A 17,387-nucleotide genomic window follows, 5' to 3' on the forward strand; every position below is an offset into this window, starting at 1 on the left:
AAGAGCAATTTAAAAAATAACAAGCAGAATGTCACGCCCGCTTTGTCTTTGGACGATCAGCAAAAACTGTGCAAAATTATAGGCCGTAATTATTGTGATCCTGATTCTGAGGATGAGAACATTTCTGAGGAGCTACTTATCTTAACGTTACATTAATTTGGACTGTGGTTATTGCTAGGTTGGGCCTTGCAACAGCCTGGTCTACGCTTAAGATCTTATAAAAAATTCTTGTGTATTATTTTAAAACAGGTAATAATAACGGTAATATTGTATATTTTTTGGACTATTTAAATGGGTTTTTTGCCAGTAGATAATGATGGAGATATTCTTGCTTCTGCTCCCAATTTTGATTTATTGAAGAATCAAAAAGAATTATCATATGCCCAGCTTGTTTCTTTAATCGATGAACTTAATGATGCAAGCATCCACTTTTCCGCACAAGAACTACAAAATAGCTATTTTTTTCATTGGTTAACGTTCGCTATTGGCTGTGCTGTTAAACTTTCTGACATGAGTTCTAATTCAAGTTCCTGTTCTAACTCCAATATGAGTTTGCCGACAAATCCCATTATTTTGATTATGAGTTTAACTCAAAGCATTTTAAACAAAGATCCAGATGCTTTTTATGCTATGCTTAATCAACAGATTAGAGAAGGTCGGTTTAAAGGCCAAAGTATTATCTATTTTTGGATGGATAATTATTACTCTCTTATCTTCAGTCCAAATGATGATTTAAGCTCATTACATGCTTTTAATATCATGTTTAAAGAGTTATTAAATGCCTTGGATTCGCGATTTTGTTCTTTGCTAGTTAAAAATATCGACGAGGGGAGTGATAAAGGAAAAAATGCCCTTTTAGTTTTGCTGCGGAGCTACCAGGAGTCGGCAGGCGAAATGAGTAATTTGCTGCAAACAAATCTTATTGCTGAGTTGTTTTATAATTGCATGCAAAAAGAGCCCAGACTTATGGGGGCGGCATTAACTCAAGAAATTACCCAGGGCTTGTTCCAAGGTAAGAGTTGCCTCTATCTATTAAGTGGCATTTTACTTAAAGCGACATTATTTAATAATTCCGATTCTGTTACCATCATCATAGATGTAATGTTGCACGCACTTAAGAATCATCCCAAGCCATTTACTGATGCTTTATATAAGCATCATGCGTTAGGAACATATCCGGGATTATCTTCACTCCACCTTATTTTATTAAGCTTGGTTGAAGCTGCTTATAAAGATAAAAATTCTGAAATCATAGTTCAATTGATGAGCATACTTTCAACGTTAACCAGTGATGATAAAAGAGAAGAGAGTACGATTTCTGCGTTGCTCGAAACCATTAATAAGGGAGCCTATAAGGACCTGAATGGCTTCGTATTTTTGTGTAGAGCGCTAAGTGCAGCAATAGCACATGGTATTGATGTGACACCTATGATGGATTTTATTCTGGATGTGATTAAGAGAGCACCAGAAGAGCAATTAGCGACAGCTGTATTTCAATTCGCACCTGCACATGCCTCACCTGAATATACATCTTCGCCGATACATCAACTTATAAGTATGGCTCGTAATATGAGTCAGCCAACACAACAACAGAATGCGCAAGTAATTATTAATGCACTTGCTCACACTCAAGCTGCATCTCGAATCCATTCTTTATTATCGCCTGATGAGCAGTTTTTTTTTGTAAATGAAACTAATTCGAAAACTAAAAGTGTATTATGTGAACCATCTGTTGCAGAACCTGCTGAAATAGCCGCGCTTTCGAGTATAGCTTCATGTCGATTTTTTCCTTTCAGTGCAGGGCATGATAATAAAAACAAGAATGGTGATTTTCACTTACCCTCAAGTTCTATATAGGTATATGAGGAATGCGTCATCCTTGATGTTTAATAAATCAACTACTTGCCTATTAGTTGATTTGCCACCATAATTGACAGTAAGAACTTATTATTCCCAGAATAGGCATTTCGATGACAGAACAAAAGGATTTTTTTTTCCAGCCAATATCGCGTTATGTGGGTAATCGCGATATAGAGCTTCAAGGTGCAGAGTTAGTCGCATTTACCACCAAACTTTATAATTATGTGGAAGATAATTCTTTAGAAGAGATCCAAAGAAGTAACTTTTTTTATTGGCTTACCTATGCTCTTTATTGTGCTGTAAAGTCATCGGATACCACAACGGTTGAAATCCTTTCTGCAATAACGATAAAAATTTTAAATCAGGATTCTGAGGCTTTAGAAGCAATGTTTCAACAGTCTGCTAGTGAGGGTGTGTTCAAAGGACAAAGCTTTTTCTATGTGTGGATGAATAATTATTCCTCTCTGGTCCATGGTGAGGTAAGGAAGTCTAATTCTTTACTGGCGCTTGCTCTCCTATTTAAGAAACTTTTGGAAACCCCAAATTTTAAATTTTGCTCTCTGTTAGTAAAGAAGAATGAAGGCAATGGGATGGAGGAGGGCAAAAATCCACTTTTAGCCTTACTTCGCGCGTTGCTTCAGTCGGTAACATTCGTAAATAATCGAGCAGAAACCGCAATAATTGCTGAACTGTTTCAGAAGTGTATGCAAAAAGAGCCACGGATTATGGGGGAGGCATTGACCAAAGAGTTTACTCATAGTTTATATAAGGGTAAAAGCAACCTGTATGTATTGTGTAGTGCTTTATTGAAGGCAGGCCGTCATGATTCGAATCTGGTGATGATAATTCAAGATGTGCTATTGCAGGTCTTAGATACCAATCCGCAGCTCTTTCTCAGTGAACTATATAAAATAAACAACTCAGGACCCTATAAGGGGCTATCCTCGCTGCATCTTATTTTATTAACGCTGGTTGAAACGGCGTACATCAAAGATAATTCTGCCGCAGTGGCTCGGTTAATGACGATTATTTCTCGATTAGACTCTTATTCCGTAAAAGAAGAACAAAAAAGGGACTTGATGTTATTAGAGCCAATTAAAACAGGAGAATATAAAGGACTTAATGGGATGATGTTTTTAACCAGAGCATTAATTGCTGGTATCGAACATAATCTTGATGTAGTTCCTATTGCCCAGCAGATTGAACAGTTAATCAAGATTGCTCCGGCAGATGAATTAATGTCGGTTTTGAGTCAGAATAATCCCGAAAGCTCTGCACCAGAATATACTATATCTCCTTTAGTGCAGTTAATAAAACAAGCAGACGGTAATGAGCCCCCAGCGGTCGAGCCTTATCTCATTAATATTTTCAAGAGTATTCCTGCCAGTCTGTTACATCAATTAAGTAGGGATCTTTCTCAAGCAATTACTGACAAATTGAATAATATCTGCACACGAATCGGTGAAGAGGATCCTGCTGCTGGAAAGGCAAAAGAGAAGCCTCAAGATAAGAGCTTTGCCGGCGATAGCTCATCCGTAGAATCAGCCAGGTTCTTTGGAAATAAAAAACCTGATGAAACTGGTAAGGCCAGTTTTAATGCCATGAATTCCAGCTCAAAAAAAAGACAAATGTAGGCAATGGTGCCTAATTTGATCTCAAAAAGCGCATAATGATTTAAAAAAGCTTGAACTGTCCTATGTAATCAATTAGAATATTATAGGGGCAGGATGATTTTAAGTTAACCTTATTGGTGATCATTATGACAGTACCTTTTTTTATTTTACTAAATAAAAAACATACAGTGCCTTTCATGCACTCATTTAAATCAGAGGAATCAGAAGAGTTACAACTTCTTGTTGCTACAGGTGATAAACAAGAATATCGAAAAAGAGTAGAGGAATATAAAGAAGCAGGAAGAACTTTCCGATTAACGAAAGGTAAAGTATTTGAAACTGCCTATGAAGATCCAGAAAGGGGTTTGGAGAAACAAACGATTGATGTTCGTGTTGCCTTACAAGTTAAAGGTCATAGTCTAACCTGGTACTTTTGGACTAAAGGCGAATACATGGATCAATACCCCCAAGAATTCCGTGATGAACTCTACAACGCCGCCGCCTTAGCTCATCAACAGGTGACTAATGGTTGTGACATGTACTATCGAGGAAGTAATGCGGTACATATAAAATTAATGCACCATCTTGAAGAAGAATCTACTCGAAATCATAATCATTATCGCTTGCGCGATAATAAATCTTATACGCCCGAAGATTTTAATCAGCATTTAAGAGCACTTCAACAAAGTTCAATACACTTGAAATTTTTTGAGGAAGGTGAGATTGATCAATTGTGTGAAAAATTTAATACATATTATTTAGATTGGACTAAGAAAGAAGCCGAAGAACCGTCTAAAGAGGAAAAGTATTTCTCTCTGCCTTCGCAAGCCCTTGACCCACTTGATCTTGCGGAGCTAGAGTTATTTGGAGGCATGCAAGAGCCTTGCCGACTGAAACCCGATGAGCTGAAATTGGATTTTGAGAGGGCTAGAGAGGGTATTCAATCAATTGTAAGTGAGGAGGATGAGTTACTGCGTTCTCAGAGGATAGCTGAATTGATAGAAAAAGTTAAAGAAGAATATGAAGAAATTCTCGAACACCGAAAAGCGTTTGGAAGTCGAGGACTTCATTCGGCAATAGCCTCTTCACGCCAAGTAGAAGGTTCCCAAAATGAAGTTGTTAAAGCCAATATGGGGATGGATGACTCTCAGGGCCGAAAAGAGCATGTAACTATTCCTTCCTGGGCAACGAAAGCGCTTGAGGAGTACCATAAGGGAAAGGAAGGTTTGATTTCGCAGGCTCTTAACCGATTACCTGATTTTAAACACAAAGAGATTGTTTCAAAGGCGCTTTCTGTTTTACGTACTTTAAATAACCCACCCGATTCTGTTGATGCTGCAGTCGAGCAAATTAAAAAGTTGAGTGGCATTGATTTATTGGATATTTCTTCCTTTGATAGCACAAGCACACTGGTAAGTGAAGTAAAAACCACTTTTTTGAATCAAATAAAGCAAGAAAACAAGGAGCAGCAGCGGCAGTCTACTGATTTAGTTGCACCACTAAAGAGAGATAGTACGTTTTAAGACAGATAAGACGTTTGATGTTTAAAATATTAGCTTAAATGATATTGAGGAATTAAAATGGGTAGAAATACGAGTTCGGCATTTTTCCATCCTGATGTGAGCGTATCGGCGAAAGAACTAATTAAGTTTTTAAAAGCTAAACCTCAAATTAGCGATATAAATGAATTTAGCCAAAAGCTAGAGCTGCTTCGAGAGAAGTTAACTCATGCGGAAACAACGGATGAGATTGTTTCTATAACATATCAAATGATCGAGCTACAAAAGAACGTAAGAGCCTACCTTGAGACTAAAAAATCGGAATTAGCAATTACTGTAAATGCAGATGTTGAAAAAAAGATATTAGAGCTTTTAGAGCTTAAAGAGAATGCAAGTATTAGGATCCTATTTACATATACAGATATGGCGGCAAAAAACATTAGTGCCGCTGCGGAAAAAATAGCTTTAGAAAATATGTATGCTTCGTTAAATGATGAGAAGAGAATTGAAGCTATAAAATTTATTGATTCTTTAAATTCCCTTCAAGACATTACTCAGCAGATGACTATAAAATATAAGGAGTTTGCCGAGCTTTTGAAAAACGCGGAAACTATGGACGAGATTGATTTTATTGAGGGGCGTATAGACTCTCTTCATAGTTCTCTTAGACGTGAGTTCCTTAAATTAGTGTCTATTCCCAAAGATCAGGAAACGCAACGTGTGGTATTTAAGGTAGTAAATGAGAGTCCCCGTTTGCAGGGTATTCTTATGGCCTTTAGCCCTCAAGAGATCTTAGCGGAAAACATAATGGATGCGAAAATAGAATTGGCTTTAAACCAGACACCTTCTCCTTAAAGTTAAGTTCCACGTTTTTCCGTAAAGAAATAATTAAAGCGATTGAACTGGTTTACCGATTCAATCGCTTTAGGATTTTTATGCAAATAATGTAAATATTCACGAAATGGCTTCAATGATAAATTGTAGGTTGGTTCTTTGGCTCAACACCGCTTCTCGAACAGCAGAATCTTAATATGGGGCAGAGCTCAAATTGCCAAACTTCTTTAACTTAAATTGAGATCATTAAAGTATTCGTAATTTTTAAAAATTAAAATAAAACACACCATCATTACTTGATTGATCTCGCAATGGGTAAATTGAATATACTGGGGAACGGGAAAAAGATGGAAAAAAAGAAAACATAGCCCGTATTAAGCCTTTACTTAAACACAGACTACGTTTTTGGGCGTTGCTACAACTAACAGCGAATTAAGCTGCCATTTCCTTAACACGAGCAACCAAGCGGCTTTTAATACGAGCAGCTTTATTCTTGTGAATTAAGCCTTTGCACGCAGCTTTATCGATTATTGGTTGGGCTTTAGCATAAGCTGCAGTAGCTTCTTCTTTATTACCGGCTTCAACCGCTTTTAATACATTTTTAATGTAAGTACGAAACATAGAACGTGCGCTGGCATTGTGTTTACGCAGTTTCACGTTTTGGCGAGCACGTTTGATCGCTGATTTAATATTTGCCACTTAAAAATCTCCACTCATTCAGATGGTACAAAAGATGGTGATCTTGCCCAATGGACTAGAATTTGTCAATAGAATTCTCTATATATCTGTCAATACCTAGCATTAAAATTATGTATGTTTCATTATTTAGGTATATTATAGGGGATTCATTTTATAATCGATAGAAATATGTCTGCTACGAAAACCGATATTATGATTCCTAAACGACAAAGTTTGTTGCGTTCAACCACATTAGTCTCATTAATGACATTCATTTCACGCATGATGGGATTTGCTCGTGATATGGTGCTGGCTAATTTTTTTGGCGCCCAGGCAGGAATGGATGCATTTTTTGTAGCCTTTCGTATTCCTAATTTTATGCGTCGTCTTTTTGCTGAAGGGGCTTTTGCGCAAGCCTTTGTTCCCGTTTTGGCCGAATATCAAAAAACCCGCTCCCCTGATGATGTACGAGTTTTTATCGCCCGGATTGCAGGCTACCTGAGTTCAATTCTTACGGCAGTCACTATTATTGGTATGTTTGCCGCGCCACTTATTGTCTTTTTATTTGCCCCTGGCTTTAGTCATGATGGCAGTCGTGCACAATTAACTACGGAAATGCTGCGCATTACTTTTCCTTTCTTAATGTTAGTTTCCCTTACCGCAATGTCCGGAGCAGTGCTCAATACCTACGGTTATTTTGCAGTACCTGCAATTACCCCGGTGTTACTCAACATTAGCATGATTTTAGCGGCGTTTTATTTATGCCCTTACTTACCCCAGCCCGTAGTTGGCTTAGCTTGGGGAGTGTTGATTGCGGGTATTATCCAATTATTATTTCAATTGCCTTTTTTATATCGACGAAACCTCTTGGTTCGACCACGATTAGTGCGTAATGACCCTGGAGTTAATCGCGTACTTAAATTAATGGTCCCTGCATTATTTGGTGTTTCTATCGCCCAGTTGAATTTAATGGTAGATAGTGTTTTTGCTTCTTTCTTAAAAGTGGGCAGCGTATCCTGGCTTTATTATACCGATCGCTTAACTGACTTTCCCTTGGGCGTATTTGGGGTAGCCATTGCGACTGTAATTTTACCTCATCTTTCTCGACGCCATGCAGAACAAAGTATTTCTCATTATTCACAGGCATTAGACTGGGGATTGCGCTCCATCTTGCTTATTGGCATACCTGCAGGGCTAGGTTTGTGTTTATTTTCTATGCCTTTGATTGTGAGTTGTTTTGCCTATGGAAAATTTATCGCGAATGATGTGCTCCAAACACAAAAAAGTCTAATTACGTTAGCATCAGGGGTGCCGGCATTTATGATGATTAAAGTATTGGCTTCGGGTTTTTATGCACGCCAGGATATTAGTACCCCCGTGAAAGTTGGGGCGTTAGCAATGGTTGTTAATACTATATTGTGTGCTTTATTCGTTTGGCATTTTGCTCACGCAGGATTAACTCTAGCTTCAGCCTTGGCTGGTTATGTGAATTGTGGGCTCCTGCTATTTTTATTAATTAAGCGCAAAGTATATCTCCCCTCACCAGGCTGGTTGAAATATAGTATACAATTAATATGTGCTAATGCGGCGATTAGCATTTACTTAATTCTAATGGGTGGAACCCTTAATTATTGGTTAAATCTTGAGCCAGTAGCTCGTCTAGGCTTACTCGGAGCCCATGTCTTGGCTGTGGTGGTGATTTATTTGTTCGTTTTAGGTTTAACCGGACTTAGACCTAATCATTTTCGTGGCCAGATGAAGGAATAAAAAATGCATGCAGAGTTATTTTATGAGACTTGTTCTGATCGAGCGATTCCCCTTTATTTTATATCTCAAACTCAATGGGAGGAAGGCATTGATTCCTTCGCACCATTGGAGCGTAATTCTTTAGCATTAAGAGAGTTTAAAGGTAAAGTAGGTGATTATTGTTTAATCAATAATGCTGATGGCTTAGTAGACCGTGTTTACATCGGAACAGGGCTTGGAAGCCCAGAGTTGGCTTTAGCAAATGCAGCACTGCAATTGCCTGCAAATACTTATCAGGTGCAAGGCGAAGTAACTCAAGAAGCAGCTCTTTACTGGGCGCTTGCACAGTATCGATATGAAGGATATAAAAAAAGCCCTATTCTGCCGCGACGTTTAATGGTTCCAGCCGAAGAGCTAACTAATATAAATGCCTTAGCGCAAGCTCATTTTTTAGTGCGTGATTTAATTAATAAACCAACCAGCGATTTAGGCCCTCAAGAATTAGCAACTGTAGTACAAGGGTTAGCTGATACTTATGGTGCACGTTTCAAGCAATGGGTTGGCGATGACTTATTGCAAGATAATTTCCCTGCTATACACGCAGTAGGCCGCGCTGCAACATCTGCGTCTGCGCCAAGACTATTATCTTTAGTATGGGGTAATGAACAGCATCCTAAAATAACTTTGGTTGGAAAAGGCGTTTGCTTTGACAGTGGCGGTTTAGATATAAAATCAGCTTCTGGCATGCGGTTGATGAAAAAAGATATGGGGGGCGCTGCTCATGCTGTTGGCTTAGCTCAATGGATTATGGAGCGCGACTTGCCTGTTCGTCTGCACTTATTAGTTCCTGCGGTAGAAAATGCTATAGGTCCTGATGCATTTAGGCCTGGCGACGTATTGACGATGCGTAATGGTTTAACCGTAGAAATCCATAACACTGATGCTGAAGGGCGTTTGATTCTCGCGGATGCTTTAGTTAAAGCCAGTGAAGAGCACCCTGATTTAATTATTGATTTTGCAACCTTGACGGGGGCTGCTCGTGTTTCGGTCGGTACCGAAATTTCTGCTATGTTTACTAATAATGATCAATTGGCAGCAGCACTTCAGGAAACGGCACAAAAAACTGTTGATCCCGTTTGGCGCTTACCTCTATTTGCTGCTTATGAAGAAATTTTGCGTTCGAGCATTGCAGACATTGCTAACGCGAGTGATAGTCCTTATGCAGGAGCGATTACAGCGGGGCTATTTTTACAGCGTTTTATATCCAATAACACGCCTTGGGTTCATTTTGACATTATGGCGTGGAATTTGGGTTCTAAACCAGGCAAGCCTGAAGGTGGGGAGGCTATGGGATTGCGCGCTGTCGCTGAATATTTGTTACGGGCTTATGGCAACAACTGCCGTTAAAAAGGAGTTTTTCTATGTTAGTGACCTTTCATTCAGATGCGTACGAAGATATCACTTATTTTGGTGAGGTAGCGAAGCAGTTATTGTCATTAATGGGGCATAGTGGCACCATTCCAGGGGCAATTAAGTTTGAAGATTTGCCTCAGGCATTGGAACATTTGCAACAGGGTTTGGCGAAAAGTGACTCTCAATTATCAGATAAAGAAGAAGAGGATGGTGAGATGCTAATTGGCTTGGCGAAACGAGCCATTCCCTTAATCAATTTACTCCAGGCATCCATCAGAGATGAGTGTAATGTTTTATGGGATGCTTAGTATAAAATCATTAGGCATAAGCTTGGTTGCTCCACTTGAGGAAGGCTGGGTTGTAAAGCCCAGCCTAGGCCTGCTTATTTAATCGGATGAGTATGTAACTCACAACCCTTAGCCCGATACTCGCGATAATGAATCCTGCTCTGTTCCTTTTCAACCTCCCGGTTGCTAACCAACTCCATAACACGTTTGAATTTAGGATAAAAAGCAGGAATCTGATCACTCAAATTTAGCAATATATCATTAAACCCGCGTGGTTCCTGGCCGTAACCAATTTGTATTGGTGGCGGTGGCTCTGGTCCTTCACCTTGCAAGTTATGAGGAATAAAACTGTCTTCTTTAAAGGTCCATAACAACTCATCAATCAATTCGGCATCATGTTGATTGTTACAAAAAACATAAACCCTATGACCTCGATGATAAGCCTTTTCTAAAAGACGACAAGCGATCAGCCATCGAGCATGGTCTTGATCACTTTCCAATAAATAAAAATCAACGCGAATTGGCGGCATGGCGAATTAATTGAGTTAATAAAGGAACGGGTCTTCCAGTTGCATTACGTTTTTTTCCGGAAGTCCAGGCAGTCCCTGCAATATCTAAATGAGCCCATCGATATTTTTCCGTAAATCGCGATAAGAAACAGGCTGCGGTAATGCTACTGGCTGTACGGTCAAAGCCAGCATTAATCATGTCGGCTAAAGGACTATCCAGCGCATCTTGATAATCTTCATCCAAAGGCATACGCCAGACGCGGTCATTACTTTCTCTAGCGGCATTTTCAATAAGTTGAGCTAAGTCATCATCCTGGGTCATTAAGCCTGTAGCAACCGTACCTAAAGCAACAATAATGCCGCCGGTTAAGGTTGCAATATCAAGCACAAACTCAGGGTTATAGCGTTCAGCATAAGTTAAGGCATCCGCTAATGCTAAACGTCCTTCAGCATCCGTATTAAGAATTTCAACGGTTTGGCCAGACATACTGGTAACGATATCTCCTGGTTTTACTGCAGAACCACTCAGCATATTTTCAGAGCTTGCAATTAAGCCTACGATATTTATTGGCAATTGGAGTAGGGCGCACGCTTTGATCGTACCTAATACACTTGCCGCACCACACATATCATACTTCATTTCATCCATGGTATTCGCTGGTTTAATCGATAAGCCTCCCGAGTCAAAGGTAATGCCTTTACCAACCAGCACAATTGGTGCAGCATTGCCGGCACCTGTATAATGGATATCGATTAAACGTGGAGGTTCAGAAGAGCCCTGAGACACTGCCAATAAAGTTTCCATTCCTAGCTGACGCATTTCATCAGGTCCTAGTACGGTACAACTTAGATGAGCGGGAAATTCTTTAGCTAACTGAATGGCCTGCTCTCCCAAATAAGTCGGGGTACAAATATTTGCGGGCAGATTAGCGAGATGGCGAGTAAATTCAACTCCTTTAGCAATTGCTTGCGCTGTTTCTAATGCTTTGGGATTTGCTTCTGGCAAATAAAAATTAACCTGTTCTAAATGATGAGGTTTTGCATGTTTCTTTTTAAATTCCAGTTGTTGAAAGCGATGATTATCGATTTGCACAATCATTTGTTCCAGCTGCCAATCTGCAGTGTGCTTTTGTAATTGTGGTAGGCAAAGGGTGACCGATTTGAAACGCTGTTTGATTACGGCATCAGTAAGTTCTGTTAGTCTTTTTTTGAGTAGCTTCGGCGTAAATTTTTCTTTCTTTCCACATTGAACGAGTAACAATGAATGGTCATGAGCATTGGTGTGCCAAATAAGATCACCTGCTTCAGAAGCCCTTTGGGATAGTTTACTAATTAAGCCATTATATTCTTTATCTAAGTCTTCAGCAAAGCCTGATGGTTTTTCATCAGAAAAGATGCCAAGTACAAGACAGTCGCTGGCAGATAGGGCTGGTTTTTCTATTAATCCATAATTCATTGCATGTTCCTAAATAGCATGTTCAGTAATTGGGTATAGTCTACCTAAACTGGAGGCGCTTTGAAACCTGCATTTTTAATCTGTAGCCTATATTAAAGGAAGTCGTAATACGGGTTGTGCTGGCACAAATTTCCATATTACGCTGTGCTAATATAGGCTGCATAGTTCGCTTAGCTATGACAGCGCGGCTGAGTGGGTACTACCACCTGAATGTTAATTCCTTTAATCGTAGGGCTTTTAAGTGCATCCTTCAGATAATCAATTAAAGGAACATCGACTACCTTCCCATATTCTGAAGAGGCTTCTCTAAAATACAAAATCTGGTCTTTCCAAATAGCAAAGCCTAGGTGGGAGATATTCAATGAGGTGCCAATTTTATCTCTTACGTTCCAATTAGGTCGCACGATTTCAATAATCGCACCATTAGGGATTTGCGCAAATAGCTGTAAATCAGGTTTACCTTGTTCAGAGAACAATGCAGTCAAAGGCAGGTAAGGTACATTTTCCGAAGTAACTTCCAGTTTCGCGCCTTTCGCTTTTAATTCTTCTAAGCGTTTTTCTTGTTCTGCTTTACTGGCATTTTGTAAGCGGATGGTTTCAATTGTTTTGTAGGCATACCAATTGGGTTTTTCAATAGTTGCTGTAGCCATCTGTGCTACGGACTTATTGTCCTTGTTTTTGATCGTCCGAGTAATGTCTTTGAACACCCCTTCCTGCTGATGATATTGATTCCAATCCAAACCCGTAAAATGCGTTCGTTGAATATAGGATACCTTGCCATTGCTATAGCGCATTTGTTGCATGCATTGTTGGAAGGAGGGCAGCGAATTTGCTAAGGCTAAAGCAACAACTGTATTGACATAAGTATCACAATCGAAGGCATCCACCCGATATTGAGGAAATTGATCATAACGAGCCTTAGGACCTTCTCCTAATGAGCCTAGCACATAAGGCACACCAATAAAGTGCTTGCTTATCCAATCAATGCGCGCGGTCATAGAAATGTTCGGCATGAGGTTTAGCTTATGATATAGTTCTTCTATTGACGAATTTGCTTGTTTTTCAGTAGCGCTGGAATCAAAAGCATGACTGCTTGTACAAGCAAGAAAACCGATGAGCAAAGTGAATTTGCATAAGGGAGTAGACGTGTATTTCATCAGAAGTGTCTTATATTTTGAGCTGGATGTGGAGTACATATTAACTTGTTCCAGAGCCTGGAGGCAAGAATGCTAAATATAATTTGGTTAGGAATGATACTCATTTCGATTGTGGTTGGTGTCATTGAAGGGCGTATTGATGAGGTTGTTCGGGCTGTCACGGATTCTGCCAAACTTGGTTTTGAAATTGCTTTAGGGTTGGCTGGGATTATGTGTTTGTGGTTGGGCATTATGTCTATAGCCACCGAGTCTGGTTTGATTAAAATATTGGGTAAAGTCTTGCGACCTGTATTACGATGGCTATTTCCAGATGTACCCACTGATCATCCGGCAATGGGCGCCATTGCTCTGAATATTTCGGCAAATATGCTTGGCCTTGCAAATGCTGCAACCCCATTTGGATTGCAAGCTATGAAAGAATTGCAAACCTTGAATCAACATGCCCGTGTTGCTAGTAACTCCATGTGCACCTTTCTTGCGATTAACACTTCAAGCGTGCAGTTAATTCCTGCAACAGCCATTGCGTATCTTGCTGCTAATGGCAGTACGAATCCCACTAGTGTGGTATTTAGTTCTTTAGTAGCAACAATTATTTCCACGATAGTAGCAATTATTTCAGTGAAGCATCTTGCTAAATTGCCTATTTTTAGCGTTGAGAAGGCGGATAGCTTATGAGTGGAATAGCCAATCAATTATCCAACTGGATGCTCTTACTGTTTGTTGTGGGTATTCCTCTTTATGCGGCGATAAAAAAAATTAATGTGTTTGATGCTTTTATTGTCGGTGCTAAGCAAGGATTTGATACGGTTTTAAATATCTTGCCCTATTTGATTGCAATGATAGTTGCCATTGGCATGTTGCGAGCGTCTGGTTTTTTTACCCTATTGGGAAGACTGCTCGCACCCCTTATGGAGTTGATTGGCATGCCTTCCGAGGTTTTGCCTTTAGCGCTTATCCGTCCTTTTTCGGGTAGTGCGTCTACGGGGATTATGGCGGAATTAATCCATCAATACGGGGGAAATTCATTGATCGCCAAAACAGCAGCTACTATGATGGGAAGCACAGAAACAACTTTTTATGTGGTTGCGGTGTATTTCGGTTCCGTAGGTATTCGCAGAACACGCCATGCAATACCTGCGGGCTTATTGGCAGACTTAGCTGGTATTATTGCTTCGGTGGTGATTTGTAGGTACTTATTTGGATAAGCTTTTTATAGGTTGGGCCCGAGGGCCCAACCAACAGTGACTATCCAATTTTCTTTTTCTTCTTGTTGTTCTTATTACTAGCAAACCCAGTTTTTTCCATGGCCTGTAGGCGGCTAAACAAGGCATGGGTTCTTGCTTTAAACGCAGCCATTTCACGTGAAGGAACTGGAGATGAAGTAGGTAGATAAGTCGACGTAGGATTTCTGGCTTGCCCATGTACATGCAGCTCAAAATGACAATGAGGGCCAGTAGCAAGCCCCGTTTGTCCTACATAGCCAATTACTTGGCCTCGCTTGATCCGGCTTCCTTTATACAAGCCTTTTTGGAACTTAAGCATATGGCCATAGATCGTGCTGAACTTCTTATCATGGGTAATTTCAATCATATTCCCATAACCATTATGACGGCCTATGGTTTTAATAACCCCATCACCAGTTGCCATAATTGGTGTACCAATGGGGGCAGCCAAATCAATACCCTTATGAGCGCGGCGATAACGCAAAATAGGATGATATCTTGAGGTACTAAAAGTTGAGCTAATATGGCTGAATCGTACCGGGTAACGTGAGAATGCCTTTTTAAAGCTTTCACCTTGAGGAGTATAATAATCCCGCGAGCCATTCGCACTGATATGACGCACTGCTTGAGCTGTTTTACCATTGCTGGTGTAGCTAGCCGCAACAATATCGCCAATTCCCACCATTTTATCTTTTACATACTGCGCTTCATATACAATTGAAAAGCGATCTCCTGAACGTACGGAATGTGCAAAATCAACTTGTTTGCTTAAAATCGAAGTCATTTGGCGAATTAATTTGCTGGGAACGCCTAAGCGTTGTGCCGTTGTATATAATGAACCGTTCACTACTCCAGTAATATAACGATCTTGGTTCGTTACTTTTTTAGAATCGATCTTGGTCTTATAAACAGCCCCTTCTCTATATATTGTTAGCGTCTGGATATCATTCATAGGAATGACCAGCTTTTCCAATTTTTTATTATTAATCAAAAATTGCAATTCTTGACTTGGCTTAATTGCAGTCAATACTTTCGCATGGGGGTTTTTATGAACTACCAAATGTAAATTTTGCGCAGTTAATCCAAGACGATGAAATATAGTGGCCATTGAGTCACCCGAGCGGGGTTTTACGGTTTGCCACTCATTGTCTTTAATTACTTTAACAGTTTTTACAGCTTTGGCTACGACAGTTTTTTTTACCGACTTTTCTGTTTTATCCGTTTTTTCAGGTTTATGTGTAACATTAGCTTGGCTAGTTTTAACCTTCGGTTCTACTTTGTTAATTTGTTCCACTTCTTTTTTAATTGTCTGCTCTGTTACTTTAGCTAGTTCTACAAGGGGTACAGATTTTTTTTGTTCCATTACTTGTTTTTTTTCTAGCTTAGGTAATGAAATAGATTGACGTGCTTGGCTATTGTGTTCATGATGTGAACAGCTTTTCACAAGCAAATAAGGAAGCGAAAGGGCAACAATTAATGCAGAACCCATTAATAATTTGGATTGAATACCAGAATGTCGTGTTCGAATATAAGGTTTTTTATCCATTGTTTGCCTACATGTTGTCATCCGCAAGAATGCATTGTGTGCATTTTGTTCAAATTCGGGTGACAAATTATTTTAAATCACCTCTTGGGTATGGCAGGAAATTGCCAACCGGGCTAAGATACTCGGTGTGAGAAGATAGGTCAATCATTTATAAAGGTTTTGATGTCATGATAGTTGAAGATTCAGTTTGTTCCGAATTAATGCGAGGCTGTGAAGAGGTACTTCCACAGCAAGAACTCGAAAAAAAGCTTCAAAAGGGAACCCCTTTAAAAATAAAGGCAGGATTTGATCCCACGGCACCTGATTTGCATTTGGGACATACTGTATTACTTAATAAATTAAGACAGTTCCAAGAGCATGGGCATGAGGTCATTTTTTTGATCGGTGATTTTACAGCAATGATTGGTGATCCTACAGGAAAGAATGTAACACGTATGCCTTTGAGTCAGGAAACCGTTATTGAAAATGCGAAGACCTATCAAGAACAAGTGTTCAAAATTCTCGATCCACAAAAAACAACGGTTGCATTTAACTCACACTGGTTAGGGCAATTTACAGCTGTGGATTTAATTCGTTTAGCAGCGACACACACTGTCGCACGTATGCTAGAACGAGATGATTTTAATAAACGTTACAATTCAGGCCAGCCTATAGCGATTCATGAGTTCTTATATCCTTTATTACAAGGTTATGATTCTGTTGCTCTAAAAGCTGATGTTGAGTTTGGTGGGACTGATCAAAAATTCAATCTATTAATGGGGCGCGAATTACAGAAGCATTACGGTCTTGAACCCCAGGTTGTTATGATGATGCCATTAATAGAAGGATTGGACGGTGTGAAGAAAATGTCCAAGTCTTTAGATAATTATATAGGCATTAATGAACCTGCCTCAGATATGTTTGGTAAAATCATGTCTATCTCTGATGAATTAATGTGGCGCTATATTGATCTATTGAGTTTTAAAACTGGAAGAGAAATTCAGGAATTAAAGGATTCGGTTATACACGGTGCAAATCCTCGAGATATAAAAATAGAGTTTGCTAAAGAAATCATTATACGTTTCCATGATCATGCACAAGCTGAGCACGCACATAAAGAATTTATTGAGCGGTTCCAAAAAGGAGTTATTCCAGAAGATTTAGATGAGTTCACTATAATAAATGATGATTCGCTTTCCTTAGCGCAATTATTAAAACAAATGAACTTAACGCAAAGCACTTCTGAATCTATGCGTATGGTGAAGCAGGGCGCGGTTAAAATAGATGGCGAAAAAGCAGAAGACCCCGCACTGGTACTGGTTTCTGGGAAGAGTTATGTAATACAAGTAGGTAAGCGCAGAATCGCCAAGCTGCATTTACAATAAACACTGTGCGATTTTTTTTAAAGAAAATTGCAAAAAGTATTTGACATAGAAATCGAAATCAGTAGAATACGCAGCACGCCTCGGGGCAAACGTTCATTAAGAAAATAAGAAGACAAACTGTGTGGGCACTTTGAAATAACTTGAGTGCTTGTGACTAGATAGAAGAAGTAAAAAGAAACGTTAGTGAAAACTGACGACAGGA

At 39.5% G+C, this 17,387-nt stretch carries 15 protein-coding genes; 10 read left to right on the forward strand and 5 right to left on the reverse strand.

What is annotated here, in order from left to right; genetic code table 11:
* Positions 1–291: 291 nt before the first annotated feature.
* The 4 genes from E1P08_RS10700 (at position 292) to E1P08_RS10715 (ending at position 5,827) form a co-directional block, all read left to right on the forward strand.
* A complete protein-coding gene (locus E1P08_RS10700; protein WP_133137007.1) occupies positions 292–1,857 on the forward strand; it encodes a hypothetical protein in 1,566 nt (521 codons plus the stop codon).
* A gap of 113 nt (positions 1,858–1,970) precedes the next feature.
* Complete coding sequence (locus tag E1P08_RS10705) at positions 1,971–3,494, forward strand: hypothetical protein (protein WP_133137008.1); 1,524 nt, start codon at positions 1,971–1,973, stop codon at positions 3,492–3,494.
* Positions 3,495–3,619: 125 nt separating this feature from the next.
* Positions 3,620–4,996, forward strand: coding sequence for a hypothetical protein (locus E1P08_RS10710; protein ID WP_133137009.1), 1,377 nt, complete (start codon positions 3,620–3,622; stop codon positions 4,994–4,996).
* Positions 4,997–5,053: 57 nt separating this feature from the next.
* A complete protein-coding gene (locus tag E1P08_RS10715; RefSeq protein ID WP_133137010.1) occupies positions 5,054–5,827 on the forward strand; it encodes a hypothetical protein in 774 nt (257 codons plus the stop codon).
* Positions 5,828–6,238: 411 nt separating this feature from the next.
* On the opposite strand, the gene rpsT is transcribed toward E1P08_RS10715, so the two are convergent.
* Entirely contained in the window at positions 6,239–6,505 is a 267-nt protein-coding gene (gene rpsT / locus E1P08_RS10720; protein ID WP_133137011.1) for a 30S ribosomal protein S20, read from the reverse strand.
* A gap of 168 nt (positions 6,506–6,673) precedes the next feature.
* On the opposite strand from rpsT, the gene murJ reads away from it, so the two are divergent.
* Genes murJ through E1P08_RS10735 form a run of 3 tightly spaced genes read left to right on the forward strand, consistent with a single transcriptional unit; the run spans position 6,674 to position 9,951 of the window.
* Entirely contained in the window at positions 6,674–8,251 is a 1,578-nt protein-coding gene (murJ, locus tag E1P08_RS10725; protein WP_133137012.1) for a murein biosynthesis integral membrane protein MurJ, read from the forward strand.
* Between the two features lie 3 nt (positions 8,252–8,254).
* The gene (locus E1P08_RS10730) at positions 8,255–9,637 is read left to right on the forward strand and encodes a leucyl aminopeptidase family protein (RefSeq protein ID WP_133137013.1); all 1,383 of its coding nucleotides are present in this window, start codon (positions 8,255–8,257) and stop codon (positions 9,635–9,637) included.
* Positions 9,638–9,651: 14 nt separating this feature from the next.
* Positions 9,652–9,951, forward strand: a complete 300-nt coding sequence (locus E1P08_RS10735; RefSeq protein ID WP_133137014.1) for a DUF1840 domain-containing protein — start codon at positions 9,652–9,654, stop codon at positions 9,949–9,951.
* 74 nt (positions 9,952–10,025) lie between these two features.
* On the opposite strand, the gene E1P08_RS10740 is transcribed toward E1P08_RS10735, so the two are convergent.
* The 3 genes from E1P08_RS10740 to E1P08_RS10750 form a co-directional block, all read right to left on the reverse strand.
* On the reverse strand, positions 10,026–10,460 hold the full coding sequence (locus E1P08_RS10740; RefSeq protein WP_133137015.1) for a DNA polymerase III subunit chi: 435 nt from the start codon (positions 10,458–10,460) through the stop codon (positions 10,026–10,028).
* Positions 10,441–11,895 carry a leucyl aminopeptidase gene (locus E1P08_RS10745; protein ID WP_133137016.1) on the reverse strand — a complete coding sequence of 485 codons (1,455 nt, stop codon included), beginning with the start codon at positions 11,893–11,895 and terminating at the stop codon, positions 10,441–10,443. The genes E1P08_RS10740 and E1P08_RS10745 overlap by 20 nt, the downstream gene beginning before the upstream one ends.
* 170 nt (positions 11,896–12,065) lie before the next feature.
* A complete protein-coding gene (locus E1P08_RS10750) occupies positions 12,066–13,052 on the reverse strand; it encodes an N-acetylmuramoyl-L-alanine amidase-like domain-containing protein (protein ID WP_133137017.1) in 987 nt (328 codons plus the stop codon).
* Positions 13,053–13,121: 69 nt separating this feature from the next.
* Here E1P08_RS10750 and E1P08_RS10755 point away from each other — a divergent pair, with 69 nt between their 5' ends.
* Together E1P08_RS10755 and E1P08_RS10760 are read left to right on the forward strand one after the other, a co-directional pair.
* Positions 13,122–13,727, forward strand: coding sequence for a nucleoside recognition domain-containing protein (locus E1P08_RS10755; protein WP_165485153.1), 606 nt, complete (start codon positions 13,122–13,124; stop codon positions 13,725–13,727).
* A complete protein-coding gene (locus E1P08_RS10760) occupies positions 13,724–14,257 on the forward strand; it encodes a spore maturation protein (RefSeq protein ID WP_133137018.1) in 534 nt (177 codons plus the stop codon). Before E1P08_RS10755 ends, E1P08_RS10760 begins: the two co-directional genes overlap by 4 nt.
* Positions 14,258–14,297: 40 nt before the next feature.
* Here E1P08_RS10760 and E1P08_RS10765 read toward each other — a convergent pair whose 3' ends face one another.
* Positions 14,298–15,821 carry a M23 family metallopeptidase gene (locus E1P08_RS10765; RefSeq protein WP_133137019.1) on the reverse strand — a complete coding sequence of 508 codons (1,524 nt, stop codon included), beginning with the start codon at positions 15,819–15,821 and terminating at the stop codon, positions 14,298–14,300.
* 167 nt (positions 15,822–15,988) lie between these two features.
* Between E1P08_RS10765 and tyrS the strand changes: the two genes are divergently transcribed.
* The gene (tyrS, locus tag E1P08_RS10770; protein WP_133137020.1) at positions 15,989–17,185 is read left to right on the forward strand and encodes a tyrosine--tRNA ligase; all 1,197 of its coding nucleotides are present in this window, start codon (positions 15,989–15,991) and stop codon (positions 17,183–17,185) included.
* Positions 17,186–17,387: the final 202 nt, after the last annotated feature.

The organism is Legionella rowbothamii (assembly GCF_900639985.1).
Taxonomy (GTDB): Bacteria; Pseudomonadota; Gammaproteobacteria; order Legionellales; family Legionellaceae; genus Legionella; species Legionella rowbothamii.

Excerpts from the sequence above, each read along its gene's own strand:
- E1P08_RS10745 (WP_133137016.1), bottom strand. The coding sequence starts at position 11,895 with ATGAATTATGGATTAATAGAAAAACCAGCCCTATCTGCCAGCGACTGT.
- E1P08_RS10740 (WP_133137015.1), bottom strand. The coding sequence starts at position 10,460 with ATGCCGCCAATTCGCGTTGATTTTTATTTATTGGAAAGTGATCAAGAC.
- tyrS (WP_133137020.1), top strand. The coding sequence starts at position 15,989 with ATGATAGTTGAAGATTCAGTTTGTTCCGAATTAATGCGAGGCTGTGAA.
- E1P08_RS10710 (WP_133137009.1), top strand. The coding sequence starts at position 3,620 with ATGACAGTACCTTTTTTTATTTTACTAAATAAAAAACATACAGTGCCT.
- E1P08_RS10760 (WP_133137018.1), top strand. The coding sequence starts at position 13,724 with ATGAGTGGAATAGCCAATCAATTATCCAACTGGATGCTCTTACTGTTT.
- E1P08_RS10715 (WP_133137010.1), top strand. The coding sequence starts at position 5,054 with ATGGGTAGAAATACGAGTTCGGCATTTTTCCATCCTGATGTGAGCGTA.
- E1P08_RS10765 (WP_133137019.1), bottom strand. The coding sequence starts at position 15,821 with ATGGATAAAAAACCTTATATTCGAACACGACATTCTGGTATTCAATCC.
- E1P08_RS10730 (WP_133137013.1), top strand. The coding sequence starts at position 8,255 with ATGCATGCAGAGTTATTTTATGAGACTTGTTCTGATCGAGCGATTCCC.
- E1P08_RS10750 (WP_133137017.1), bottom strand. The coding sequence starts at position 13,052 with ATGAAATACACGTCTACTCCCTTATGCAAATTCACTTTGCTCATCGGT.
- E1P08_RS10755 (WP_165485153.1), top strand. The coding sequence starts at position 13,122 with ATGCTAAATATAATTTGGTTAGGAATGATACTCATTTCGATTGTGGTT.
- E1P08_RS10705 (WP_133137008.1), top strand. The coding sequence starts at position 1,971 with ATGACAGAACAAAAGGATTTTTTTTTCCAGCCAATATCGCGTTATGTG.
- murJ (WP_133137012.1), top strand. The coding sequence starts at position 6,674 with ATGTCTGCTACGAAAACCGATATTATGATTCCTAAACGACAAAGTTTG.
- E1P08_RS10735 (WP_133137014.1), top strand. The coding sequence starts at position 9,652 with ATGTTAGTGACCTTTCATTCAGATGCGTACGAAGATATCACTTATTTT.
- E1P08_RS10700 (WP_133137007.1), top strand. The coding sequence starts at position 292 with ATGGGTTTTTTGCCAGTAGATAATGATGGAGATATTCTTGCTTCTGCT.